The organism is Pseudomonas sp. AN3A02 (genome assembly GCF_011765255.1).
Taxonomy (GTDB): domain Bacteria; phylum Pseudomonadota; class Gammaproteobacteria; order Pseudomonadales; family Pseudomonadaceae; genus Aquipseudomonas.
Window position 1 is genome coordinate 122,323 of the sequence record NZ_JAARNI010000001.1, and the last position, 22,099, is coordinate 144,421.

General features: G+C 60.7%; 20 protein-coding genes. 8 read left to right on the plus strand and 12 right to left on the minus strand.

Going from position 1 to position 22,099, the window contains the following annotated elements; all coding sequences use genetic code 11:
• Positions 1-899 precede the first annotated feature (899 nt).
• Complete coding sequence (locus HBJ59_RS00635) at positions 900-2,084, minus strand: thiolase family protein (RefSeq protein WP_167662511.1); 1,185 nt, start codon at positions 2,082-2,084, stop codon at positions 900-902.
• Positions 2,085-2,186: 102 nt separating this feature from the next.
• On the minus strand, positions 2,187-3,704 hold the full coding sequence (gene pap / locus HBJ59_RS00640) for a polyphosphate:AMP phosphotransferase (RefSeq protein ID WP_076017412.1): 1,518 nt from the start codon (positions 3,702-3,704) through the stop codon (positions 2,187-2,189).
• 154 nt (positions 3,705-3,858) lie between these two features.
• Here pap and mnmC point away from each other — a divergent pair, with 154 nt between their 5' ends.
• The 5 genes from mnmC (at position 3,859) to HBJ59_RS00665 (ending at position 11,166) form a co-directional block, all read left to right on the plus strand.
• On the plus strand, positions 3,859-5,847 hold the full coding sequence (gene mnmC / locus HBJ59_RS00645) for a bifunctional tRNA (5-methylaminomethyl-2-thiouridine)(34)-methyltransferase MnmD/FAD-dependent 5-carboxymethylaminomethyl-2-thiouridine(34) oxidoreductase MnmC (protein WP_167662512.1): 1,989 nt from the start codon (positions 3,859-3,861) through the stop codon (positions 5,845-5,847).
• Between the two features lie 153 nt (positions 5,848-6,000).
• Positions 6,001-7,773 carry an N-acetylglutaminylglutamine amidotransferase gene (locus tag HBJ59_RS00650; protein ID WP_076017410.1) on the plus strand — a complete coding sequence of 591 codons (1,773 nt, stop codon included), beginning with the start codon at positions 6,001-6,003 and terminating at the stop codon, positions 7,771-7,773.
• A 3-nt stretch (positions 7,774-7,776) separates the two neighbouring features.
• On the plus strand, positions 7,777-9,522 hold the full coding sequence (gene ngg / locus HBJ59_RS00655) for an N-acetylglutaminylglutamine synthetase (RefSeq protein WP_167662513.1): 1,746 nt from the start codon (positions 7,777-7,779) through the stop codon (positions 9,520-9,522).
• A 172-nt stretch (positions 9,523-9,694) separates the two neighbouring features.
• Entirely contained in the window at positions 9,695-10,879 is a 1,185-nt protein-coding gene (locus HBJ59_RS00660) for an osmoprotectant NAGGN system M42 family peptidase (RefSeq protein WP_003216760.1), read from the plus strand.
• 59 nt (positions 10,880-10,938) lie between these two features.
• Positions 10,939-11,166 carry a YheU family protein gene (locus tag HBJ59_RS00665; protein WP_003192759.1) on the plus strand — a complete coding sequence of 76 codons (228 nt, stop codon included), beginning with the start codon at positions 10,939-10,941 and terminating at the stop codon, positions 11,164-11,166.
• A 3-nt stretch (positions 11,167-11,169) separates the two neighbouring features.
• Here HBJ59_RS00665 and csrA read toward each other — a convergent pair whose 3' ends face one another.
• Both csrA and HBJ59_RS00675 read right to left on the minus strand, forming a co-directional pair.
• A complete protein-coding gene (csrA, locus tag HBJ59_RS00670; protein WP_017480012.1) occupies positions 11,170-11,379 on the minus strand; it encodes a carbon storage regulator CsrA in 210 nt (69 codons plus the stop codon).
• Positions 11,380-11,542: 163 nt separating this feature from the next.
• Positions 11,543-12,358, minus strand: a complete 816-nt coding sequence (locus HBJ59_RS00675; protein ID WP_167662514.1) for an SDR family oxidoreductase — start codon at positions 12,356-12,358, stop codon at positions 11,543-11,545.
• Positions 12,359-12,687: 329 nt separating this feature from the next.
• Between HBJ59_RS00675 and HBJ59_RS00680 the strand changes: the two genes are divergently transcribed.
• Positions 12,688-12,840: a DUF3309 family protein gene (locus tag HBJ59_RS00680; RefSeq protein ID WP_003216767.1), complete on the plus strand. Its 153-nt coding sequence runs from the start codon at positions 12,688-12,690 to the stop codon at positions 12,838-12,840.
• Between the two features lie 60 nt (positions 12,841-12,900).
• On the opposite strand, the gene HBJ59_RS00685 is transcribed toward HBJ59_RS00680, so the two are convergent.
• Positions 12,901-14,988 (minus strand): LTA synthase family protein, encoded by a 2,088-nt coding sequence (locus tag HBJ59_RS00685; protein ID WP_076017407.1) that lies wholly within the window; start codon positions 14,986-14,988, stop codon positions 12,901-12,903.
• A gap of 322 nt (positions 14,989-15,310) precedes the next feature.
• Between HBJ59_RS00685 and HBJ59_RS00690 the strand changes: the two genes are divergently transcribed.
• A complete protein-coding gene (locus HBJ59_RS00690) occupies positions 15,311-15,781 on the plus strand; it encodes a methylated-DNA--[protein]-cysteine S-methyltransferase (RefSeq protein WP_076017417.1) in 471 nt (156 codons plus the stop codon).
• 37 nt (positions 15,782-15,818) lie between these two features.
• Here HBJ59_RS00690 and HBJ59_RS00695 read toward each other — a convergent pair whose 3' ends face one another.
• From HBJ59_RS00695 to HBJ59_RS00710, 4 genes are all read right to left on the minus strand, one after another.
• Positions 15,819-16,010, minus strand: coding sequence for a PLDc N-terminal domain-containing protein (locus HBJ59_RS00695; RefSeq protein ID WP_003172956.1), 192 nt, complete (start codon positions 16,008-16,010; stop codon positions 15,819-15,821).
• Between the two features lie 68 nt (positions 16,011-16,078).
• Complete coding sequence (locus tag HBJ59_RS00700) at positions 16,079-16,609, minus strand: hypothetical protein (RefSeq protein ID WP_167662515.1); 531 nt, start codon at positions 16,607-16,609, stop codon at positions 16,079-16,081.
• A gap of 41 nt (positions 16,610-16,650) precedes the next feature.
• Positions 16,651-17,166 (minus strand): ankyrin repeat domain-containing protein, encoded by a 516-nt coding sequence (locus HBJ59_RS00705; protein WP_010176046.1) that lies wholly within the window; start codon positions 17,164-17,166, stop codon positions 16,651-16,653.
• 96 nt (positions 17,167-17,262) lie between these two features.
• Positions 17,263-19,089: a long-chain-acyl-CoA synthetase gene (locus HBJ59_RS00710; protein WP_167662516.1), complete on the minus strand. Its 1,827-nt coding sequence runs from the start codon at positions 19,087-19,089 to the stop codon at positions 17,263-17,265.
• 397 nt (positions 19,090-19,486) lie between these two features.
• Between HBJ59_RS00710 and HBJ59_RS00715 the strand changes: the two genes are divergently transcribed.
• A complete protein-coding gene (locus HBJ59_RS00715) occupies positions 19,487-19,765 on the plus strand; it encodes a DUF3509 domain-containing protein (protein ID WP_076017403.1) in 279 nt (92 codons plus the stop codon).
• Positions 19,766-19,819: 54 nt separating this feature from the next.
• On the opposite strand, the gene HBJ59_RS00720 is transcribed toward HBJ59_RS00715, so the two are convergent.
• The 3 genes from HBJ59_RS00720 to HBJ59_RS00730 all read right to left on the minus strand — a co-directional run bounded on the left by HBJ59_RS00720 (position 19,820) and on the right by HBJ59_RS00730 (position 22,067).
• A complete protein-coding gene (locus HBJ59_RS00720; protein ID WP_167662517.1) occupies positions 19,820-20,104 on the minus strand; it encodes a response regulator transcription factor in 285 nt (94 codons plus the stop codon).
• Positions 20,105-20,341: 237 nt separating this feature from the next.
• Complete coding sequence (locus HBJ59_RS00725) at positions 20,342-20,887, minus strand: acireductone dioxygenase (RefSeq protein WP_167662518.1); 546 nt, start codon at positions 20,885-20,887, stop codon at positions 20,342-20,344.
• Positions 20,888-20,915: 28 nt separating this feature from the next.
• The gene (locus HBJ59_RS00730; RefSeq protein WP_167663414.1) at positions 20,916-22,067 is read right to left on the minus strand and encodes an MFS transporter; all 1,152 of its coding nucleotides are present in this window, start codon (positions 22,065-22,067) and stop codon (positions 20,916-20,918) included.
• Positions 22,068-22,099: the final 32 nt, after the last annotated feature.

A 22,099-nucleotide genomic window follows, 5' to 3' on the forward strand; every position in this document is an offset into this window, starting at 1 on the left:
GTGCATTCTAGGGGGACGCGGGGGGTGGGTGTATATCCGTTTTTTGGGTGATGGCTTGTATTGGTTCCGCTCTTACAGCGGGTCACTTTTGAAAGGAGCCCAAAAGTAACCAAAAGGCTCTTGCCCCACCACTCGGCACCTCGCCTAGGCTCGGTGTGCCCTCACTCCGGCTTTGGACCGTGGGCCGCCGCGATGGGCCATCCTTGGCCCAGCGCGGCTAACCCGGCGTCCTGCCGGGTTACCCACGCTCCAAAGCCTGCGTTCGGCCAGCGTGGTTTAACGGGGCGCCTAAGATCAAGATCAAAAGCAGATCAAGAGCACAGCGGCCTACAGGCCGGCTTGAGTGTGGTGAAGCAACAGCAACAGCAACAGCAACAGCAACAGCAACAGCAAAATCAGAATCTAAAGCGGGCACGGTCCAAATGTGGGAGCGGGCTTGCTCGCGAAGGTCGTTAACGATGACGTGGGTATTCTGGATGAACGCGGCGGTCTCAGGTTCTTCGCGAGCAAGCCCGCTCCCACAGAAAAGCAGCCCTGCTTTCGCTCTCGATCTTGCCTCTGCTTCTAACACTCAAGCCGGCCGGGAGGCCGCTGTGCTCTGCTTTTGATCTGCTTTTGATTTTGATCTGACTGCCCCATTCAGCCCGAGGCCGAACGCAGGCAGTGCGGAGCGGGTAAACCGGCAGGATGCCGGTTTAGCCGCGCCGGGCCATGGATGGCCCGTCGCGGCGGCCCGCGGAGCAATGCCGGAGCTGAGGGCACACCGAGCCTAGGCGAGGTGCCGACAGGCGGGGCAGAGCGTTTTGGTTACTTTTGCGCTTTTTAAAAGTGACCCGCTGTAAGAGCGGAACCATAAGTGGCCGTTACCTAAATAACGGATATACCCCCAACCTCCCAACCTACCGCACCGCCTCAAACAACCCAGTAGCCCCCATCCCACCCCCAACGCACATGGTAACGATGCCGTAACGCACCTTCCGCCGCTGCAACTCACGCACCAGGTGCCCCACCTGCCGCGACCCCGTCATCCCAAACGGGTGACCAATGGAAATCGACCCACCGTTGACGTTGTACTTCGCATTATCAATTTCCAGCCGATTACGCGCATACAGACACTGCGAAGCAAACGCCTCATTCAGCTCCCACAAATCAATATCCGCCACCGTCAGCCCCCGAGCCTTGAGCAACTTGGGCACCGAAAACACCGGCCCAATCCCCATCTCATCCGGCTCACACCCCGCCACCGTAAACCCACGGAAAAACGCCTTCGGCTTCAGCCCCAATTCCAGGGCCTTCTCCAGGCTCATCACCAGTGTCATGGAAGCCCCATCAGACAACTGCGACGAATTCCCCGCCGTCACCGACCCATCCTCGGCAAACACCGGCTTCAAACCCGCAAGACTGGCCAAGGTCGTATCCGGACGATTGCAGTCATCACGGTCCACCACCCCATCCAACACCTGCACCGCCCCGGTGTTCTTGTCCTCAACCTTGTACTTCACCGCCATCGGCACAATTTCATCATCAAACAACCCGTCAGCCTGGGCCTGGGCCGTACGCTGCTGGCTTTGCAGCGCATACAAATCCTGCTCTTCACGACTCACGTGATACCGCCGCGCAACAATTTCCGCGGTCTGCCCCATAGGGAAATAGATACCCGGTACCTGCTCCTTGAGCAACGGATTGATCAGGTTATCGGTGTTCACGCTTTTCATGGTCAAACTGATGGACTCAACCCCGCCGGCCACAATGATGTCGCTGCAACCGGAAGCAATCTGGTTGGCCGCAATGGCGATCGCCTGCAAGCCCGAGGAACAGAAACGGTTGAGGGTCATGCCCGCCGTACCGGTGCCCAGTTGCGACAACACCGCCACGTTACGGCCGATGTTGTAACCCTGGGCACCTTCGTTGGAGCCGGCACCGACGATGCAATCCTCGACCGTGGCCGGGTCGATGCCGTTGCGGGTCAGCAGCGCGTTGACGCAATGGGCAGCCATGTCATCGGGACGGGTCTGGTTGAACTTGCCGCGAAAGGACTTGGCCAGGCCGGTTCGCACGCTGTCGACGATCACTACTTCACGCATGGGCTACCTCTATTGTTGGGGTTGTTGAGAGATGGACCGAGCATAGATCCCGCCCTCTTCAACCGCGACAATCATTCATCCCGCGTATGCAAAAGCATGGCGCTACTTCTTCTTGCCCTTCTTGTCATGCTTGTCTGTCTTGTCGAACGCTTCCTCCAGCGCCCGGTTGATGGTGCGCAACACCTTCACCCGCGCCCAGCGCTTGTCATTCGCCTCGACCAGCGTCCACGGGGCAATCTCGGTGCTGGTGCGGTCCACCATGTCGCCCACCGCCGCCCGGTAGTCGTCCCACTTGTCGCGGTTGCGCCAGTCGTCCTCGGTGATCTTGAAGCGTTTGAACGGGATTTCCTCGCGGGCCTGGAACCGCTCCAGCTGCGTCTGCTTGTCGATCGCCAGCCAGAACTTGACCACGATCACCCCGGCATCCCGCAGTTGCTCTTCAAAGTCATTGATCTCGCCGTAGGCGCGCATCCAGTCCGTCGGCGTGCAGAAGCCTTCGATGCGTTCCACCAGCACTCGGCCGTACCAGGAGCGGTCGAACACGGTGAACATGCCCCGCGCCGGAATTTTCTGCCAGAAACGCCACAGGTAAGGCTGGGCGCGTTCGTCTTCGCTGGGCGCGGCAATCGGTACGATGTGGTACTGCCGGGGATCGAGGGCTGCCGCCACGCGGCGGATCGCCCCGCCCTTGCCCGCCGCGTCGTTGCCTTCGAATACCGTCACCAACGCGTGCTTGCGCATGCGCTTGTCACGCATCAGCCCGGAGAACCGCGCCTGCTCGGTAATCAGTTGTTCTTCGTAATCGTCCTTTTCAAGGCTCAGGCTCATGTCCAGGCTGTTCAGCAGGCTCATCTGGTCAACCGCCGACGGCAGCGGCGCCGGGTTCATGCCGCTGGTTTTAGCCTTGGACACTTTCAACGCATTTTGCAGGCCTTCCAGCAGGATCTTGCCAACGGTCAGCCCACGGTAATGCGCATCGACACCTTCGATCACGTACCACGGCGCATAGTCACGGCTGGTGCGGCGCAGGATCCGCTCACCGAAATGCACAAACTTGTCGTAGGTCTTTGACTGCTGCCAGTCCAACGGACTGATGCGCCAGCTGTGCAGTGGGTCGTCCTGCAAGGCCTTGAGGCGGGATTTCATTTGCTTCTTGGAGAGGTGAAACCAGAACTTGAAGATCAGCGCGCCTTCGTCACACAGCATCTTTTCCAGGCGCTCGGCACCGGCGATGGCCTGGTCGAGCCGCGCATCCTTGATCTCGCCGTGGACGCGACTCTGCAGCATCTGGCTGTACCAGTTGCCAAAAAAGACCCCCATGCGACCTTTCGCCGGCAGCTGGCGCCAGTAGCGCCAGGCCGGTGGGCGGGCCAGTTCTTCGTCGGTCTGCTGGTCGAAGGTGCGCACTTCGATCAGGCGCGGGTCCATCCACTCATTCAGCAGTTTGACGGTTTCGCCCTTGCCGGCGCCTTCGATGCCATTGATCAGGATGATCACCGGGAAGCGCTTCTGCTGCTGCAGTTCGTACTGCACTTCCAGCAGCGCTTCGCGCAAGGCCGGCACTTCGGCGTCGTAGGTTTCTTTGTCGATGGCGTGACCGATTTCGGCAGATTCGAACATGGGCGGCTCCGTTCCAGAATGAGGCAAGACTAGCGGATTGGACGGTGCTGCGCCGGAGGAAATTCCACACCCGGTTGTCATGGATCAATGACAACCCTGTTGATCAGCTAGAATGGCCGCCTTGCCTTTGCCTGCCGTATTTTATGAGCCGCCCATGAACCCCGTAACCCACGCCCAGCTCGACTGGGATGACCAAGGTCGCCCGCACTCGCGGGTGTTCGACGACGTGTACTTCTCCGACAAGTCGGGCCTTGAAGAAACCCGCTATGTGTTCCTCGAGCAGAACCGTTTGCAGGAACGTTTTGCTGCGCTGCCGGTGGGTGGGCGGTTGGTGATTGGTGAGACCGGCTTCGGCACCGGGTTGAATTTCCTGTGCGCCTGGCAGTTGTTCGAACAACACGCGGTGCCGGGCGCGCGCCTGCACTTTGTCAGCGTGGAAAAGTACCCGCTGAGCCACGCCGACCTGCAACGCGCCCTCGCCCTCTGGCCGGAACTTGCAGCGTTCGCCGAACAACTATTGGCGCAGTACATCGCGATCCATCAGGGTTTTCAGCGGCTGGTTCTGGATAACGGTCGCGTCACCCTGACGCTGTTGATCGGCGATGCGCTGGAGCAATTGCCCCAGTTGGACGCACAGGTCGACGCCTGGTTCCTCGACGGTTTTGCCCCGGCCAAAAACCCCGATATGTGGACCGCCGAACTGTTCGCTGAACTGGCACGGCTGGCGGCGCCGGGCTCGACCATCAGCACCTTTACCAGCACCGGCTGGGTGCGCAGGTTGATCAATGCAGCCGGGTTCAAGATGAAGCGCACCCCGGGCATCGGCCACAAGTGGGAAATCCTGCGGGGTGAGTTTCTCGGTTGGCCCACTGAAACGCCCGCACCGGCCGCGGCAAAACCCTGGTTTGCGCGCCCGCCTGCCGTCGCCGGTGAACGCCACGCCCTCGTCATCGGCGGTGGCCTGGCCGGTTGCGCCACGGCAGCCAGCCTGGCGGCACGCGGCTGGCGCGTCAGCTTGCTGGAACGCCACGCAGCGCTCGCCCAGGAAGCCTCCGGCAACCCGCAAGGGGTGTTGTACCTCAAGCTTTCAGCTCACGGCACGGCACTTTCGCAGTTGATTCTCAGCGGTTTCGGCCATACGCGGCGCCTGCTGGAGCATCTGCAACGTGGCGTGGACTGGGATGGCTGCGGCGTGCTGCAACTGGCCTTCAATGCCAAGGAGGCCGAGCGCCAGGCACAGTTGGCCAGTGCTTTTGCGCCGGAGTTGTTGCACGTGCTGGATCAACAACAGGCCCAGGCGCGAGCCGGGATAACCCTGGAGCACGGGGGCTTGTTCTTCCCCGAGGGCGGCTGGGTACACCCGCCCGCGCTGTGCCAGTGGCAAGCCAGGCATCCGCTGATCGAGGTGCTGCAGCACCATGACGCCCTTGAGCTCAAACAGGTGGACGGTGAGTGGCAGGCGCTGCAGGGCGATACGGTTCTGGCGCAAGCCAGTGTGGTGGTGCTGGCCGGTGCCGCCGAGATCAAGCGGTTTTCCTTCAGCGCTGACCTCCCCCTCAAACGCATCCGCGGGCAAATCACCCGGCTGCCGCAAACGGCGCAAAGCCAGGCGTTGGCCACGGTGGTGTGCGCCGAGGGTTACGTCGCCCCGCCACGCCTGGGCGAGCATACCCTCGGCGCCAGTTTTGACTTCAAGAGCGACGACCTTACGCCCACCGTGGCCGAGCACGTGGGCAACCTCGAGATGCTGCGGGAAATCTCCCCCGACCTGCTGCAACGCCTGGGCGCCGACAGCCTGGCACCCGAACAGCTCGAAGGCCGCGCCGCGTTCCGCTGCACCAGCCCGGACTACTTGCCGATCGTCGGGCCGCTGGCGGAACGCGAGACGTTTGATCACACCTACGCCGCCCTCAGCAAAGACGCCCGGCACATCCCCGATGCACCGTGCCCGTGGCTGCACGGCCTATATATCAACAGTGGCCATGGCTCACGCGGGCTGGTCACCGCGCCCCTCTGCGCAGAGCTGCTGGCCGCCTGGCTCGACGATGAGCCGCTGCCGCTGCCGCGCAGTGTCAGCGAAGCCTGCCACCCCAATCGCTTCGCGCTGCGCGCTCTGATTCGCGGCAACCCAAGCAAATCCTGAGGGCCAAGACGGGCCCACAGCCCGTCAAGGCTCATTGCCTTATAACGTATTGTTCTAAAACTCCCACAATTTACCCGGGTCAGTCTCTGGGTACCCGCTGTTTTGGCGGCTGCATTTCTATCCCTCCCCAACGGAAAAACCGGTAAGGAATTTATGTGCGGATTAGCTGGAGAGTTACGTTTCGATCACCAACCTGCCGACCTGGCAGCGGTGGAACGAATCACCCATCACCTGGCGCCACGCGGTCCTGACGCGTGGGGCTTCCATGCCCAAGGGCCGATTGCCCTGGGCCATCGACGCCTGAAAATCATGGACTTGTCGGACGGTTCTGCCCAACCGATGGTCGACGCCCAACTGGGCCTGTCCCTGGCGTTCAACGGCGCGATCTATAACTTCCCGGAATTGCGTGAAGAGCTGGAAGCCCTGGGCTACGCCTTCTATTCCGGTGGTGACACCGAAGTGCTGCTCAAGGGCTACCACGCCTGGGGCGAAGCCTTGCTGCCCAAGCTCAACGGGATGTTCGCCTTTGCCATCTGGGAGCGCGATGCCCAGCGCCTGTTTATCGCGCGTGACCGCCTCGGGGTGAAGCCGCTGTACCTGTCGCGCACCGGCCAGCGCCTGCGTTTTGCTTCGGCATTGCCGGCGCTGCTCAAGGGCGGCGATATCAACCCGATCCTCGATCCGGTGGCCCTCAATCACTACCTGAATTTCCACGCCGTGGTGCCTGCGCCGCGCACCTTGCTGGCGGGCATTGAAAAACTGCCGCCCGCGTCGTGGATGCGCATCGACGCCGATGGCAAGACTGAACAGAAAACCTGGTGGACCCTGCCCTACGGCCCCCACGCCGATGAAGCCAACCTGACGCTCGAAGACTGGACCGACCGTGTGCTCGACAGCACCCGCGAAGCCGTGGCGATTCGTCAGCGGGCGGCAGTGGACGTGGGCGTGCTGCTTTCCGGCGGTGTCGATTCCAGCATGCTGGTGGGCCTGTTGCGTGAAGTCGGCGTGCAGGACCTGTCGACCTTCTCCATCGGCTTTGAAGACGCCGGTGGCGAGCGCGGCGATGAGTTCCAGTATTCGGACTTGATCGCCAAGCATTACGGCACCCGACACCACCAACTGCGTATCGCCGAAAGCGAAATCATCGAGCAGTTGCCGGCCGCGTTCCGCGCCATGAGCGAGCCGATGGTCAGCCATGACTGCATTGCCTTCTACCTGCTGTCCCGGGAAGTCGCCAAGCACTGCAAAGTGGTGCAGAGCGGCCAGGGCGCGGACGAGTTGTTCGCCGGCTACCACTGGTACCCGCAAGTGGACGGCGCCAGCGATCCGTATGCCGCGTACCGCGATGCGTTCTTCGACCGCAGCTACGACGACTACGCCGCCACGGTCGCGCCGAAATGGCTGACAGCGAATGACGCCGCCGGTGACTTCGTGCGTGAGCATTTCGCCCAGCCCGGCGCCGATGCCGCAGTGGACAAAGCCCTGCGCCTGGACAGCACCGTGATGCTGGTTGATGACCCGGTCAAGCGCGTCGACAACATGACCATGGCCTGGGGCCTGGAAGCGCGTACACCGTTTCTCGACTATCGCCTGGTGGAACTGTCGGCCCGCGTGCCCGGCAAATTCAAACTGCCGGACGGCGGCAAGCAAGTGCTCAAGGAAGCCGCGCGCCGGGTGATCCCGAGCGAAGTCATCGACCGCAAGAAAGGCTATTTCCCGGTGCCCGGCCTCAAGCATTTGCAGGGGGACACCTTGAACTGGGTGCGCGACCTGTTGCTGGACCCGAGCCAGGATCGCGGCCTGTTCAACCCGGCGATGCTCGACCGCCTGCTCACCGATCCCCAAGGCCAATTGACCCCGTTGCGCGGCTCCAAGCTGTGGCAACTGGCGGCGCTGAACCTGTGGCTCAGCGAACAAGGAATCTGATTCATGAAACCTCATGCCACGGCTTACAGCCAACGCTTGCTGCGGGGCCAGGCGCCCTCCTACGAGCGCCTGCAAGCCCGCTTAGCCGAAGACGGCAGCGCACTGGACCCCACGCCGATTGCCGTGCATTGCGGTTGGGGCCGGCTGCTGATCGGCCACACGTTCCCGGACCCGGCGAGCCTGGCCCTGGAGTTGCTCAACGAGCAACCCGGCGAACGGGATATCGCGTTGTATGTGGCAGCGCCACAACAGATCCTCGGGATTGATCCACAGCAGTTGTTTCTCGACCCGTCCGACACCTTGCGCCTGTGGTTCACCGACTATCGCCCGGCGACCCGGGTGTTTCGCGGCTTTCGGATTCGCCGGGTGCAGAGCGAGACAGACTGGCAAGCGGTGAACCAGCTGTATCAGGGGCGCGGCATGTTGCCGGTGGACCCGGCACTGCTGACGCCACGTCATCAAGGCGGCCCGGTGTATTGGCTGGCCGAGGATGAAGACAGCGGCGCGGTGATCGGCAGCGTGATGGGCCTGAACCACCACAAAGCCTTCAACGACCCGGAGAACGGCTGCAGCCTCTGGTGCCTGGCAGTGGACCCGCAATGCACCCGCCCCGGCGTGGGTGAAGTGCTGGTGCGCCACTTGATCGAACATTTCATGAGCCGTGGCCTGAGCTACCTCGACCTGTCGGTGCTGCACGACAACCGCCAGGCGAAAAGTCTCTACGCCAAGCTCGGCTTTCGCGCGCTGACCACCTTTGCCATCAAGCGCAAGAACGGCATCAACCAGCCGCTGTTCCTCGGCCCCGGCCCGCAAGCGGAGTTCAATCCCTATGCGCGGATCATCGTCGAGGAAGCTCATCGGCGCGGGATCGACGTGCAGGTGGACGACGCCGAAGCCGGGCTGTTCACCTTGAGCCACGGTGGCCGCCGGGTGCGCTGCCGCGAATCCCTCAGCGACCTGACCAGCGCCATCAGCATGACGTTGTGCCAGGACAAGAGCCTGACCCACAAGGTGCTCAAGGCCGCTGGTTTGAGGCTGCCGGAGCAACAGCTGGCCGGCAGTGCCGATGACAATCTGGAGTTTCTCGACGAGCACCAGCGCATCGTGGTCAAGCCGCTGGACGGCGAGCAAGGCCAGGGCGTGGCGGTGGATTTGCAGAGCATCGAGGACGTGCAAAAAGCCATTGAAGCGGCCCGTCAGTTCGACACGCGTGTATTGCTGGAAAGCTTCCACGAAGGCCTCGACCTGCGGATTCTGGTGATCGGTTTTGAAGTGGTCGCCGCCGCGATTCGCCGCCCGGCGGAAGTCACCGGCGATGGTCAGCACTCCATTGGCGCGTTGATCGAGGCCCAGAGCCGTCGGCGCCAGGCCGCCACCGATGGCGAAAGCAAAATCCCCCTTGACCAGGAAACCCAGCGCACCCTAAAGGCCGCCGGCTACGACTACAGCAGCATCCTGCCCCGAGGCGAACGTCTGGCGGTGCGGCGTACCGCCAACCTGCACACCGGTGGTTGCCTGGAAGACGTGACCGCCATCCTCCACCCGACCCTGGTGGACGCCGCCGTACGCGCCGCCCGGGCCCTGGACATCCCCATGGTGGGCCTGGACCTGATGGTGCCGGCCGCCGACCAACCGGACTACGTCTTTATCGAAGCCAACGAACGGGCCGGGCTGGCCAACCATGAACCGCAGCCGACGGCTGAAAAGTTCGTGGACCTGCTGTTTCCCCATAGCCAACCGACGGCTTGAGAGATGTGTTGCCTTGACTGGCGCTTTCGCGAGCAAGCCCGCTCCCACATTTGGAATGCGTTCCAATGTGGGAGCCGGGCTTGCTCGCGATGGGGTCGGAACAGTCGATGACTCTCTAGCCAATGGCCCACTCATCGAAACCATCGATGCCCTCAACTCATCAGGAGTTTCCATGACCCGAACCATCCCCGAACCGGATCTCGCTTACCTGCAAAAAGTGCTGCTGGAAATGCTCGCCATCCCCAGCCCCACCGGGTTTACCGACACCATCGTGCGCTACGTTGCCGAGCGCCTTGAAGAGCTGGGCATTCCGTTTGAAATGACCCGGCGCGGCACCATCCGCGCCACCCTCAAGGGCCAGAAAAACAGCCCCGACCGCGCCGTTTCCGCGCACCTGGACACCATCGGCGCCGCCGTACGGGCAATCAAGGACAACGGCCGCCTGACCCTGGCGCCGGTGGGCTGCTGGTCCAGCCGCTTTGCCGAGGGCAGCCGCGTCAGCCTGTTTACCGATAACGGGGTGATCCGTGGCAGCGTGTTGCCGTTGATGGCCTCCGGTCACGCGTTCAATACCGCCGTGGATGAAATGCCCATCAGCTGGGACCACATCGAGCTGCGCCTGGACGCCTACTGCGCCACCCGTGCCGATTGCGATTCCCTGGGCATCAGCGTCGGCGATTTCGTCGCCTTCGACCCACTGCCGGAGTTCACCGAGAGCGGGCATATCAGCGCCCGTCACCTGGATGATAAAGCCGGGGTTGCCGCACTGCTGGCGGCGCTCAAGGCGATTGTCGACAGCGGTCAACCGTTGCTGATCGACTGCCACCCGCTGTTCACCATCACCGAAGAAACCGGCAGTGGTGCGGCCGCGGCTTTGCCGTGGGATGTGAGCGAGTTCGTCGGTATCGACATCGCACCGGTGGCCCACGAGCAGCACTCCAGCGAACACGCGGTGAGTGTGGCGATGCAGGACTCCGGCGGGCCGTATGACTATCACCTGTCCCGCCACCTGCTGCGCCTGGCGGCGGAAAATGAGTTGCCGGTGCGCCGTGACCTGTTTCGCTATTACTTCAGCGATGCGCATTCGGCGGTGACCGCCGGCCATGACATTCGCACCGCGCTGCTGGCGTTTGGGTGCGACGCCACCCACGGCTACGAGCGCACGCACATCGACAGCCTCGCGGCGCTGAGTCGCCTGCTGGGCGCGTACATCCTCAGCCCGCCAGTGTTCGCCAGCGATGCACAACCGGCCAAAGGTTCCCTCGACCGGTTCAGTCACCAGATCGAACACGACACGCAAATGGAGAGCGATACCCGCGTGCCGTCGGTGGACAGCCTGGTGGGTCAAAAAACCTGAGACTGGCAACTGGGATCCCGGCGCAGTAGCATCGTCGGGATTCCTTAGCCGAGGCTTGTATGCTGATTCCCTACGATGCACTTGAAGTCGATACCCTGACCCGCCTCATCGAAGACTTCGTGACCCGCGACGGCACCGACAATGGTGACGACACGCCCCTGGAAACCCGGGTGCTGCGGGTACGCCAGGCACTGACCAAGGGCCAGGCGCTGATTGTCTTCGACCCCGAGAGCGAGCAGTGCCAGTTGATGCTCAAGCACGATGTGCCCAAGCACCTGTTCGACTGACGCTCAAGGATTGGGCACAGGCACCGGATGGGTGTTGGCCTGTTGCCCCTGGCGACTGAGGATCTTCTGATAGACCTCCGCCCGGTGCACATTGACCCCCACCGGCGCCTCCACCCCCAGTTTCACCTGGGTGCCATTCACTTCCAGAATGCGCAAAGTGATTTGGTCGCCCACCGAAATTATTTCACCTACCGCGCGGCTTAATACCAGCATGGGGTTCGTCCTTTTTAAGTTACCGAACCCCGACCATGCGCTCCCCGCCCATCACCATCAATGGCCTTCAGGTTAAACAGGCACGTCTTACACATGCAGGTAATTTGCCTTACAGACAGGCGATGATAAATCGCGAATTGCGCCTCAGAACTAAACGCAATGTTCAGGCTTTGAGCGACTGAGCCTTGGCTCGCATCTTGTCCGCCATCACGGTCATCTCGTCATACAGCAACTGCGGGTTCTTCTGTTTCAGTGCCCAGGCCATGCGCCCCTGTTCGTGGGGCAGGATCATGAATTGCCCTTCAGCCACCTGCTGATAGATGTAGTCGGCGATTTCTGCAGCGGTGATGGGCGAGCTTTCCAGCAGCTTGCCCACCTGGGCCTTCATCGCCGGCGTCGGCCCACGGAAGGAGTCCAGCAGGTTGGTCTGGAAGAATGACGGGCACACCACGTGCACCCCGACTTCCTGCTGCTTGAGCTCCACCAGCAAGCTTTCCGAAAGAGCCACCACGCCGGCCTTGGCCACGTTGTAGTTACTCATGGCCGGGCCCTGCATCAGGGCGGCCATGGAGGCGATGTTGATGATGCGACCCTTGCTCTGTTCCAGCAGTGGCAGGAAGGCCTTGCAGCCCTTGACCACGCCCATCAGGTTGATTGCGATCTGCCAGTCCCAGTCTTCCAGGGACAGTTCGCTGAAGAACCCGCCCGACGCCACACCAGCGTTGTTGACGATCACGTCGATGCCGCCGAGCTTTTCCTCACAGGCCTGTGCGAAGGCGGTGAGTTGGCTGTAATCGCGCACGTCGCAACGCTGGGTGAAGCCGTCACCGCCGGCCTGGCGCACCAGCTTCAGGGTTTCTTGCAGGCCTGCTTCGCTGACGTCCGACAAGGCCAGCTGCCAACCCTCGCGGGCCCAGCGCAGAGCGATTTCGCGACCCAGGCCAGAACCGGCGCCGGTGATCATCATGCGATTTTGCATAGGAAAGTAGCCTTGTGGTTCACGGAAGAAGTGAGCCGCAGTGTAGCGAAGGTTTTTCCCGCACCCACGCACCATCAGACTGCTGAATGCCCCAGGCAAACCGTGGGCCGGGTCCGATAGCGGGAAACCCGCCAAGTTCCATTTATTTAAACTAAGGAAGATTATTTTCAACGCGGTTAAAGGAAATAAGCTAGTTAGCAAAAAGCTTTAAAAAAACACGGAATTTTCTGCCAAACACATTGGTCGGAGTTATTAAGGCGTCCGTATTAGCTGTCGGGCCTATCCGTTAAATACCAGGTCTTTTCAGAAGACAATAAGGAAAACACAACATGAGCCTCATTCTTATCATTATTCTGATCCTCTTGCTGGTCGGCGGTCTTCCAGTGTTCCCTCACTCACGTAACTGGGGTTACGGGCCATCGGGTATTCTCGGTACCGTGTTGGTCGTGCTGTTGATTCTGTTGTTGCTCGGCAAGATATAACGCGTTCCAGCACGCAAAAAAAAGAGGCCTTAAAAGGCCTCTTTTTTTATGCGCGGGTGTTTAGTCCGGCTTGCCGTCCACCACACCGGCGGTGTTATCCAGCAGGCTCTTGGTAGCCGTCTGCAGGAACGACTCGAGCTTCTGCTTCAGCGCAGCCTCGTCCGGCGATTCTGGAATCACCTTCCCGGTCGGGTTGGCGCCCAGTTCGTATTCCCACAACTTAGGTGGCATTTCCTTAGGCAGTACCAATACGCGGTCACCGGTGAGCAAGGCGACGGTCTGGTCGCTGCCCGACGGCTTGATCACGCCAAAGCCCTTGTCGCCTTCCGGCAGGTTGAGCAGGTCACGGCCCCAGCACTGGTGAAGGGTGTCACCGCCAAGGCGGCCCATGATGGTCGGCACGATGTCGATCTGGGTGCCCACGGTGTGGTCACGCTCGCCGAACTTCTCCTGCATGCCCGGCGCAATCATCAGCATCGGCACGTTGAAGCGGCCCAGGTCCATCTCGGTGATCTGCTGCTCGTTGCCGAAGCCGTGGTCGCCCACGACCACGAACAGGGTTTCCTTGAAGTACGGCTCCTTGCGGGCCTTTTCAAAGAACTGGCCCAGGGCCCAGTCGGAGTAGCGCATGGCCGTCAGATGCTCGTTGAGGCTGCCACGGTCGGTGACTTTCTCAACCGGCAATGGCGTCGGCAACGCGTACGGCGTGTGATTGGACAGGGTTTGCAGCAGCGCATAGAACGGCTTGCCGCCTTCACGGGCCTTCAACTCTTCCAGGCCACGGTTGAACATGTCCTGGTCGGACACGCCCCACGTCGGGTCCGAGAACACCGGATTGACGAAGTCATTACGCCCGATGAAGTTGGTCATGCCCTGGTTGCTGAAGAAGCCCGACTGGTTGTCCCAGGCGAAGTCGCCGTTGTAGACGTACACGTCGTCGAAATCACGATGGCTGAGCAACTGCGGCAGGCCCGACAGTTTGTGGCTGCCTTCCGGAGTCTGCATCAGGTATTCGAAGCCCGGCAGGTTCGGGAAGCACGCCATGGTGGCGAACATACCCTGGTGGGTGTGGGTGCCGTTGGAGAAGAAGCGGTCGAACAGCAGGCCTTCCTTGGACAGTTTGTCGAAGTACGGCGTGATGTTGCCCGGGCGGCCCAGGGCGCCCACCGAATGACCGGCGAAGCTTTCCATCAGGATCACTACGACGTTCTTGATCGGCAGGGTCTTCTCCGCCGGCGGCGTGAAGTCACGGCGTACCGCAGCGGTGTCGGGGTCTACCAGTTTTTCACTTGGCAACACCAGCATGTCGCGCACGGTCTGGGTGGCCAACGGCTGCTCCAGAGTGGCTTTCCAGATGTTCGAGCGTTCTTCGGAGAAACGCGACTTCGCCGCCGCAATCAGCGACAAGGTACCGTTAAGGCCCAACTGGTTGGCGAAGTTCGAGTCGGTGGTGTACACGTCACCCCAACGCAGCGGCGGGCCCTGGCGCAGGGTGCCACGGGCGGCAACCACGGCGATCAGCAGGCAGACCACAAACACCGCAATACGCGAATACCACGGCGCCACCTGACGGGTGCTGATGGTGCCGCCACTGAACGGGCCGCGTGGGCGCGTCGCACGGTCGGCGCCTTTGAAGGCAATGCTCAGGATCAGCGTGCCCACGGCCCAGGCCAGCAGGTAGCGCACCACCGGGAAGCCGTACCAGAGCATGCTCATTACGGTTTTCGGGTCTTCCTTTACATACTGGAAGACCAGGCCGTTGAGGCGCTGGTGAAACTCGCGGTAGAAATCCATCTCCATCAGGCCAAGGAACAACGCGATGCTGGAGGCGACCGTCAGCCAGAAGCGGAAGAACCCGCGTGCCGCCATGGCCCGTACGCTGAACAGCGCCAGCAGCAACGGAATGCTCAGGTACACCACCAGGCGCAGGTCCAGGCGCAGGCCGTTGGCGAACGCTTCAAGGAAGGTCGAGGCCGGCGTGTCGAGGATCATCTCGCGGTTGTAGACCAGCAGCGCCAGGCGCAGCAGGGAGAACATCACCATCATGATCAAGGCACAAAGCAGCGTGTACGCCAGATGGGATTTGACGGTCGGTTGCAGCAAGCGATTAGAAGCTCGCTGCTGATTCAGGGCGTCCGGGTTTGCCATGTCGTTTTAGGACCCATTGGAAGTTTAAGTTGCGAATGAATACAGCGGCGCCCCGCCCTCGCCCAGGCACGCTGGGGTAGGCAGTTAACGCAATGGCGCAAATGGTGCCCGATCAACGCCGGCAACGCCATTGATTACTCATACCGGCCAGTGTTTGAGACTCGTCTTAGAGCATCCTGGCAGGGAAAATAGCCGGCGAATTGTCTTGGATGGAATGTGAAAATTTTGTACAGCGAATATCTCGACACACAAAAAACAGCCGGGATTGTAGCGAGCAACTTGGGGCCGTATCTTGGCCCTCTGCCCTTTTGGATTGCCCATGATGTTTTATTGCTACCACCCAAGCCCCCTCGGGCCGCTGTTACTCGCGGCCGATGAACAAGGTCTGCGCCTGTTATATATGGACGTGCATCAATGCCCGGTGCAAGCAGATTGGGCGCTGGCAACTAACGAGTTGGATGCAGCAAGACGGCAGCTGGATGAGTATTTTGCACGCAAGCGCGAAGTGTTTGATCTGACGCTGGCGCCGGTGGGCACGCCCTTTCAGCAGCAAGTGTGGCAGGCGTTGTTGCAGATTCCCTATGGGCGTACCTGGACTTACGCTGAACAGGCACAACACCTGGAAAATCCCAAGGCGATTCGCGCGGTGGGCACGGCCAATGGCGCCAACCCGATTTCCATCATCATCCCCTGCCACCGTGTGGTGGGCAGCGATGGGACACTGGTGGGGTTTGGCGGCGGGATTGAAAACAAGGTGAAGTTGCTGGAGCTGGAAGGCAGTTGGTTGATCTGAAGGCTCCCGTGCGGGGCACGAGAGCCTTGCCCAGGGATCAGATCCGCACGTTACCGCGCGGCCCCGCAATCGCCCAGATGATCAAACCCAACACCGGCAGCAGCAGGATCAACAGGATCCACAGCACTTTGGCGCCGGTACTCGCGCCGCTTTTGAACACGTTGATGATCGCCCAGATATCCAGCGCGAGGATGATCAACCCGATCAGACCATTAAAAGTGGAACCCATGGTGTCGCTCCTAAGTGAGGGCTTGCCTGCTTAGGATAGTCAGCCGTGGCCAGGGGTTCCGTTTTATTTCAGACGTGCACCGCAACCCGCAGGGCTTCCAGGGACGGCTCGCCCTTGATCCCGACTTCGGCACACAACTCCAGCACCCGTGGCACGTCATTACCGTAGACCAGCACGGCCTGGATTTCGTCGTCCAGCAACTGGCTGAAGTTGACCAGCACGTAGCCGCCGTTTTCCGGGTTGAGCGCGCTCATCTGGATCTGGATGCGGTTCAGCGCGGTCAGGGCTTCGGTTTTGGCCAGTTGCTTGGGCTTGAGGTTGAAGGCCACGCTCGGGCCAAATGAGGCAACGATCTGGGCGAACAGATCCAGGTAGGTGTCGGCCTGGAACAGCACGGTGTCGGGCAAACTGCCGACAACGATCCACTCGCCCAGGGGAATCGGGAAAGTGTCGTCGTAGTTGATGTCGGGGTTGGCGGCCAGGAAAGCTTCAGGATCGGCAAAGGCCTGGGCCGCTTCGTCCGCCACCTTGGCGATCTCGGGTTCGCTCATGCAGCCGGAGCTGATTTTGCTGATGAGTTCGACGAGTGCGGTTTTCATGGGGTGGTCCTGTGGCGGGGCTGATTTTGAGGGCGCAAAGCCTACACCAGTTTTTGCAACTGCGCCGCCGTATCCACTGCGCCCATGGTCTGCGCGGCTGCCAGCGCGGTCACGCCCTGGGCGTCGGTAGCCTTTGGGTTGGCGCCCTGGCTGATCAGGTAATCCACCATCTCGGTACGGTTGAACATCGCCGCCATCATCAACGCCGTACGGCCATCAGAAGAGGCGCCTTCGACCAATGCACCGCCTTCGATCAACGCCTTGACCACCGGCAGGTTGCCCTTGAACGCCGCGCCGGCAATCGGCAGCTGATTCTTGTCATTGGCAATCTGGGGATCGGCCTTGAATTCCAGCAGCACTTTCACCGCGTCGACGTGCCCGTGGTAGGCAGACAGCATCAACAGCGTATCGCCGTTGTGGTTACGCAGGTTTGGCGGCAAGCCCTTGGCCAGCAGCGCAGCCAGCATCGCGGCATCGCCTTTGCGTGCTACGTCGAACACTTGCTCGGCAAATTCTGCGGCTTCGTCTTCGGTCATTTGTTTGGCTTGGTCTGACATGTGGGGCTCCTTGTCTGGTGTTTCATAAGGCGCCCAGTCTCGCGATGGAGTTCCCCTCTGTCATGCCTTTTTTCCCAAAAGCGGCGATAGGCAGAATCAATAACGAAACTTGCCGGCCTGGATTTCCGCCAGCAGTTGCCCGGTGACTGGCACGTAACTGTCCGAACCCGGCAACCAGGCGAAGATCGGATCATCGCCGGCCTTTTCCGGGTCGAACGCCTCCTCCTTGAGTTTTACCTTCTGGTATTTGAAAGTGCCGGTGGTTTCCATCTTCACTTTGATCCGCAGGAACAACGGCACCGCATACGCGGGCAGTTGCCCATGGGCAAACGTCAGTAGCTCGCGCATGTCCAGGGAGGCCAGGGATTCGGCGGGCGTGATGGCGGCCATGCCGGCGCGGCCATTGGTGTTTTCAATCTCAACCCCGTAGGCCACCACCTCGGAGATCTGCGGGTGCTGCAGGAAGATGTTTTCGACTTCGGTGGTGGAGACGTTTTCACCTTTCCAGCGATAGGTGTCTCCCAGCCGGTCAACGAATTGGGCATGACCGAAGCCGATATTGCGCAACAGGTCGCCGGTGTTGAAATAGCGGTCGCCCTTCTCGAACACATCGCTGAGGACCACCTTGCGGTTCTTCTCGGGGTCGGTGTAGCCGTCGAACGGCGCCTTGTCGTCGATCCGGGCCAATAGCAGGCCCTGACCGCCCTTCGGCACTTCGCGCATGAAACCATTAGTGCCGCGAATCGGCTCACAGCTGTCATGGGCGTAGTCCACCAGCGCCCAGTGCATCAGGGAAAAGCCGATGGTGTTGTCGAAATTCAGCACGTTGGTGAAGCCGATATTGCCGTCACTGGCGGCGTACAGCTCGCAGATGTGATCGACGCCAAAGCGCTGCTTGAATTCAGCCCAGACGCCAGGGCGCAAGCCGTTGCCGATCATCTTCGTCACCCGGTTATCCCGGTCCTGCTCACTGGCAGGCTGGTCGATCAGGTAGCGGCACAGTTCGCCGACGTAACCGAGGGTGGTCGCATTGAACCGGCGCGCATCGTCCCAGAACTGGCTGGCGCTGAACTTGCGGCGAATCGCAAACCCCGAGGCCCCGGCAATCGCCGAACCCCAGCACACGCACAGACCGGTGGCGTGATACAGCGGCAAGGTGCAATAGACGACATCCTCGGGGCCCATATCCAGGGCGATGGTGCCGAAACTGGCCGAAGTTCTCATCCAGCGGCCGTGTTTGAAAATACCGGCCTTGGGCAAGCCGGTGGTGCCGGAGGTGTAGATATAGAAGCAAGGGTCGTTGAAGTAGATTTGCTGGGTGCTGGTGGGGTTTTCCACCGGGCAATCGGCGCTGGCGGCCATCAGGTCTACGTAATTCGGCGGCACGCGGGTGTGCTGCTGATCGGCGATAAACCAGGTTTTATCCGCCTCAATTGCCACCTGGCTGCGCACGGCCTCGTAGGCCCCAGCCAACTCGGCCCCCACGACAATCGCCACCGGCGTCACCAGGTTCAGGCTGTGTACCAGCGCGGCCTGGGTTTGGGAGGTATTGAGCATCGCGCAAATGCCGCCCACCTTGGCCACGGCCAGCACGCTAAGCAACAACTCGGGGCGGTTCTCGATAAACAAGGCCACCACGTCGCCCTTGCCGATGCCCTGCTGTTGCAGGTAATGGGCCATGCGGTTGGCTTGCTCGTTGGCCTGGCGATAGCTGAGCACGCTGTCGCCATACAGCAGCGCGGCGCCATCGGGATTGCGTTGAGTGGCTTGCTCGAACGTCCAGCCCAGGCCGCACGGTTGCGCAGGGTCTGTGACGTTGGCTGCGCGCATACCGCGGACCAGGCGCGGTAGGGCACGGACAATGGTGGGCACCTTACGCAGCATCTTGCCCCAGGTGATCATGTCACTTGGCGGGTGGCTCATGGTGGGAACGTCCTTTTTCTTATTGTTCGTATGACCCTCAGGCACCCTTCGCACCGTAAGACCGGCGCCGAATGCCTTGCAGGAAAATACGCCAGCCATTCTTCGGCTGTACACGCAGGATTTGAAAAGTTTTGTATCCCAAAAGGAAAAGGAATTTAACGGCCGGTGACGCGGTCACTATGGAAGACCTGCCTCGCCCTCCCTCGGCGAAACACTTGGCAAAACCCCGCAAAATGCAGGATGCACGATGGCTATTCATGCAAATTGCACGAAACTGAAAATCTAAAAATTTTATAACTATCTGATTTACAACGATTTTTTAAGATACCCAGTACTGGCACAATCACTGCACCTATCACTCCACGCTGCAAAACATGAGCAAACGGAGCTGATAGATATGAGCCTGATCCAAGATAAATTTTCTTCTGTGTTCTCCAATTTCGACGTCACCACCCAGGCACGTCCTGATGGCGGCATTCTGCTGACCTTGCGTAACAGCGAAGGCAAGCAGATCAAACGTTCGATCTCTTATCAGCAACTGCACACGGCCGACCAACTGACGTGGGTCATCAGCGCCATTCGCCGCGACCTGGCTGAACAAGCCAGCGATCTGCCACAGATTTCGATGCTGCAAAGCCAGCATCGCTTTGCCCTGCCGACCTACCATTCGGCTTGATTGACATGCAGGACCCGAACAGGTCGTGGTGCCGTTGCGCACCACGGCCTTTTTTTATTCGCACAATCCCTGTTTGAGCGCCTCGTTCACCGCCTGCACCGGGTTGGTCACCTGCAACTTTCCATAGATGTTGCGCAGGTGAAACTTCACCGTGGCCTGGGAAACTGAGCGAATTCTGCTGATCTCCCAGACCGTCTTGCCCTCGATCGCCCAATGCAGAATTTCCCGTTCTTTTGGGGTCAGGGGTTTACCCGACAACATCGCACGCGACTTGCGGTTGGCAACCGGCGCGTTATCAGTGTGCGTGGACGGTTGTTCCTGTGGCTCTGGACCGCTCATGCAGGCCTCTCTCTCTTCAGATGGGTCTTGTAACGCCTGAAGTCGGATTACTCCTATTGACAGGCGAATAACTATTGCGACCAGAGAGAGTTACACAAAGAGTGGAAGTATTAAGTAAGGCCAACAAGAAACAGCTGCTGCCCACAAACTTTAAAGTTTATTCCTACGGCGATTTCCAACCTGCAGGAGTTGAACTTAAAAAAATGCCCCCTATTCAGGAGGCATTGGCGGGCGCACTTAGTCCTCAAGCCGGGGAAAGCCCTCGGCGATCACGTCGCCGGTCAGCTTGACCGCCTGCCCTTCAGGGTCACTGAACAGGCGGATTGCCACGAAGTGCGGGTTCTCTCCCATATCAAACCAGTGTTTGATGCCGGCAGGCACCGAGATCAGGTCGTTTTTCTCGCAGAACACCGCGTACACATAGTCTTCGATGTGCAAGGTAAACAGCCCACGGCCCGCGACGAAGAAGCGTACGTGGTCTTGCGCCATCCGGTGTTCGTCGAGTCGCTCGGCACGCAGTTCGGCTTTTTGCGGGTGGTCGTTGCTGACGCTGATCACATCGACACGGGTGTAACCGCGCTCGGTCATCAGCGTGTCGATGGGCGCCTGATAAGCCGCGATGATCTCAACCTCGCTGGCGCCTGCCTCAAGCCGGGTAGCCGCCTGCCAGCGGTCGAACCCCACGCCCAGCTCGGCCAGGGTCGACGCGATATCGTCCTGGTGAGTCAGGACCTTGTTCGGGGTGTCGGGGGTGGAGACATGGTAAACGGCGAGATAGCTCATCAAACTCTTCCTCTGTCACGGAAGCGGCTCATGGCCGCTCCTCTTGCAATCGAATGCCAATGATTATGGCGGCGGCCAGGGCCGCGAGGCTGGCAATGCTGAAGGTCAGGGTCGGCCCCAGCAGGTTCCAGCTGTAACCTGAATAGAGTGCGCCCAGCGCACCGCCGGTACCGGCCAGTGCGGCATACAGTGCCTGGCCCTGGCCTTGCTGGCGAGCACCAAAACTGCGTTGCACGAACTGGATGGCTGCCGCGTGAAAACTGCCGAAGGTCGCCGCGTGCATCACCTGCGCCAACAGCAGCACCCAGAAGAATTCGGCGAACGAGCCCAGCAGCAACCAGCGCAGCGCCGCCAGCAGGAAACTCGCCATCAGCACCCGGCGTACCGAAAAGCGCGAGAGAATCCGGCTCATGGCGAGGAACATCAAGACTTCCGCGACCACGCCCAAGGCCCACAGCATGCCGATCACCCCACGGCTGTAACCGAGGTGTTCGAGGTGCAAGGTCAGGAAGGTGTAGTACGGGCCGTGGCTCATTTGCATCAGCGCCACGCAGGCATAAAACGCGAGGACGCCAGGGCTGCGCAGTTGCCGCAAAAAGCCGTCACCGGCCAGGCGGTTGCCCTGGGCCGGCGGCTGCGCATTCGGCACCCAGAGGCTCGCGCCGATGATGCCGGCCATGATCACCACGATCACCACCGGGTAGATATCCAGGCTCAGCCAGTCGAACAGGCGGCCCATGATCACCACGGTGAGGATAAAACCGATGGAGCCCCACAACCGCACTTGGCTGTAGCGCGAGGTCTGGCCTTGCAGGTGCGCGAGGGTGATCACTTCAAACTGCGGCAGCACCGCGTGCCAGAAGAACGCGTGCAAGGCCATGACCAGCGCCAGCCAGGCGTAAGTCTTGCTGACAAAGATCAGCGAGAAGCTCACCAGGGTGCACACCGCGCCAAAGCGCACGATGGCCAGGCGCCGGCCGGTGTAATCCCCCAGCCAGCCCCACAAATTGGGGGCCACGCAGCGCATCAGCATGGGGATCGCCACCAGCTCGCCAATGCGCGCGCTGGAGAACCCGAGGTGATCGAAGTACAACGCGAGGAACGGCGCCGTCGCCCCCAGCAGGGCGAAATAGAACAGATAGAAGCTGGAGAGTCGCCAGTATGGGAGTGCTTTCGTCAGCATAAGTGACATGTGGCGAGCGAGCTTGCTCG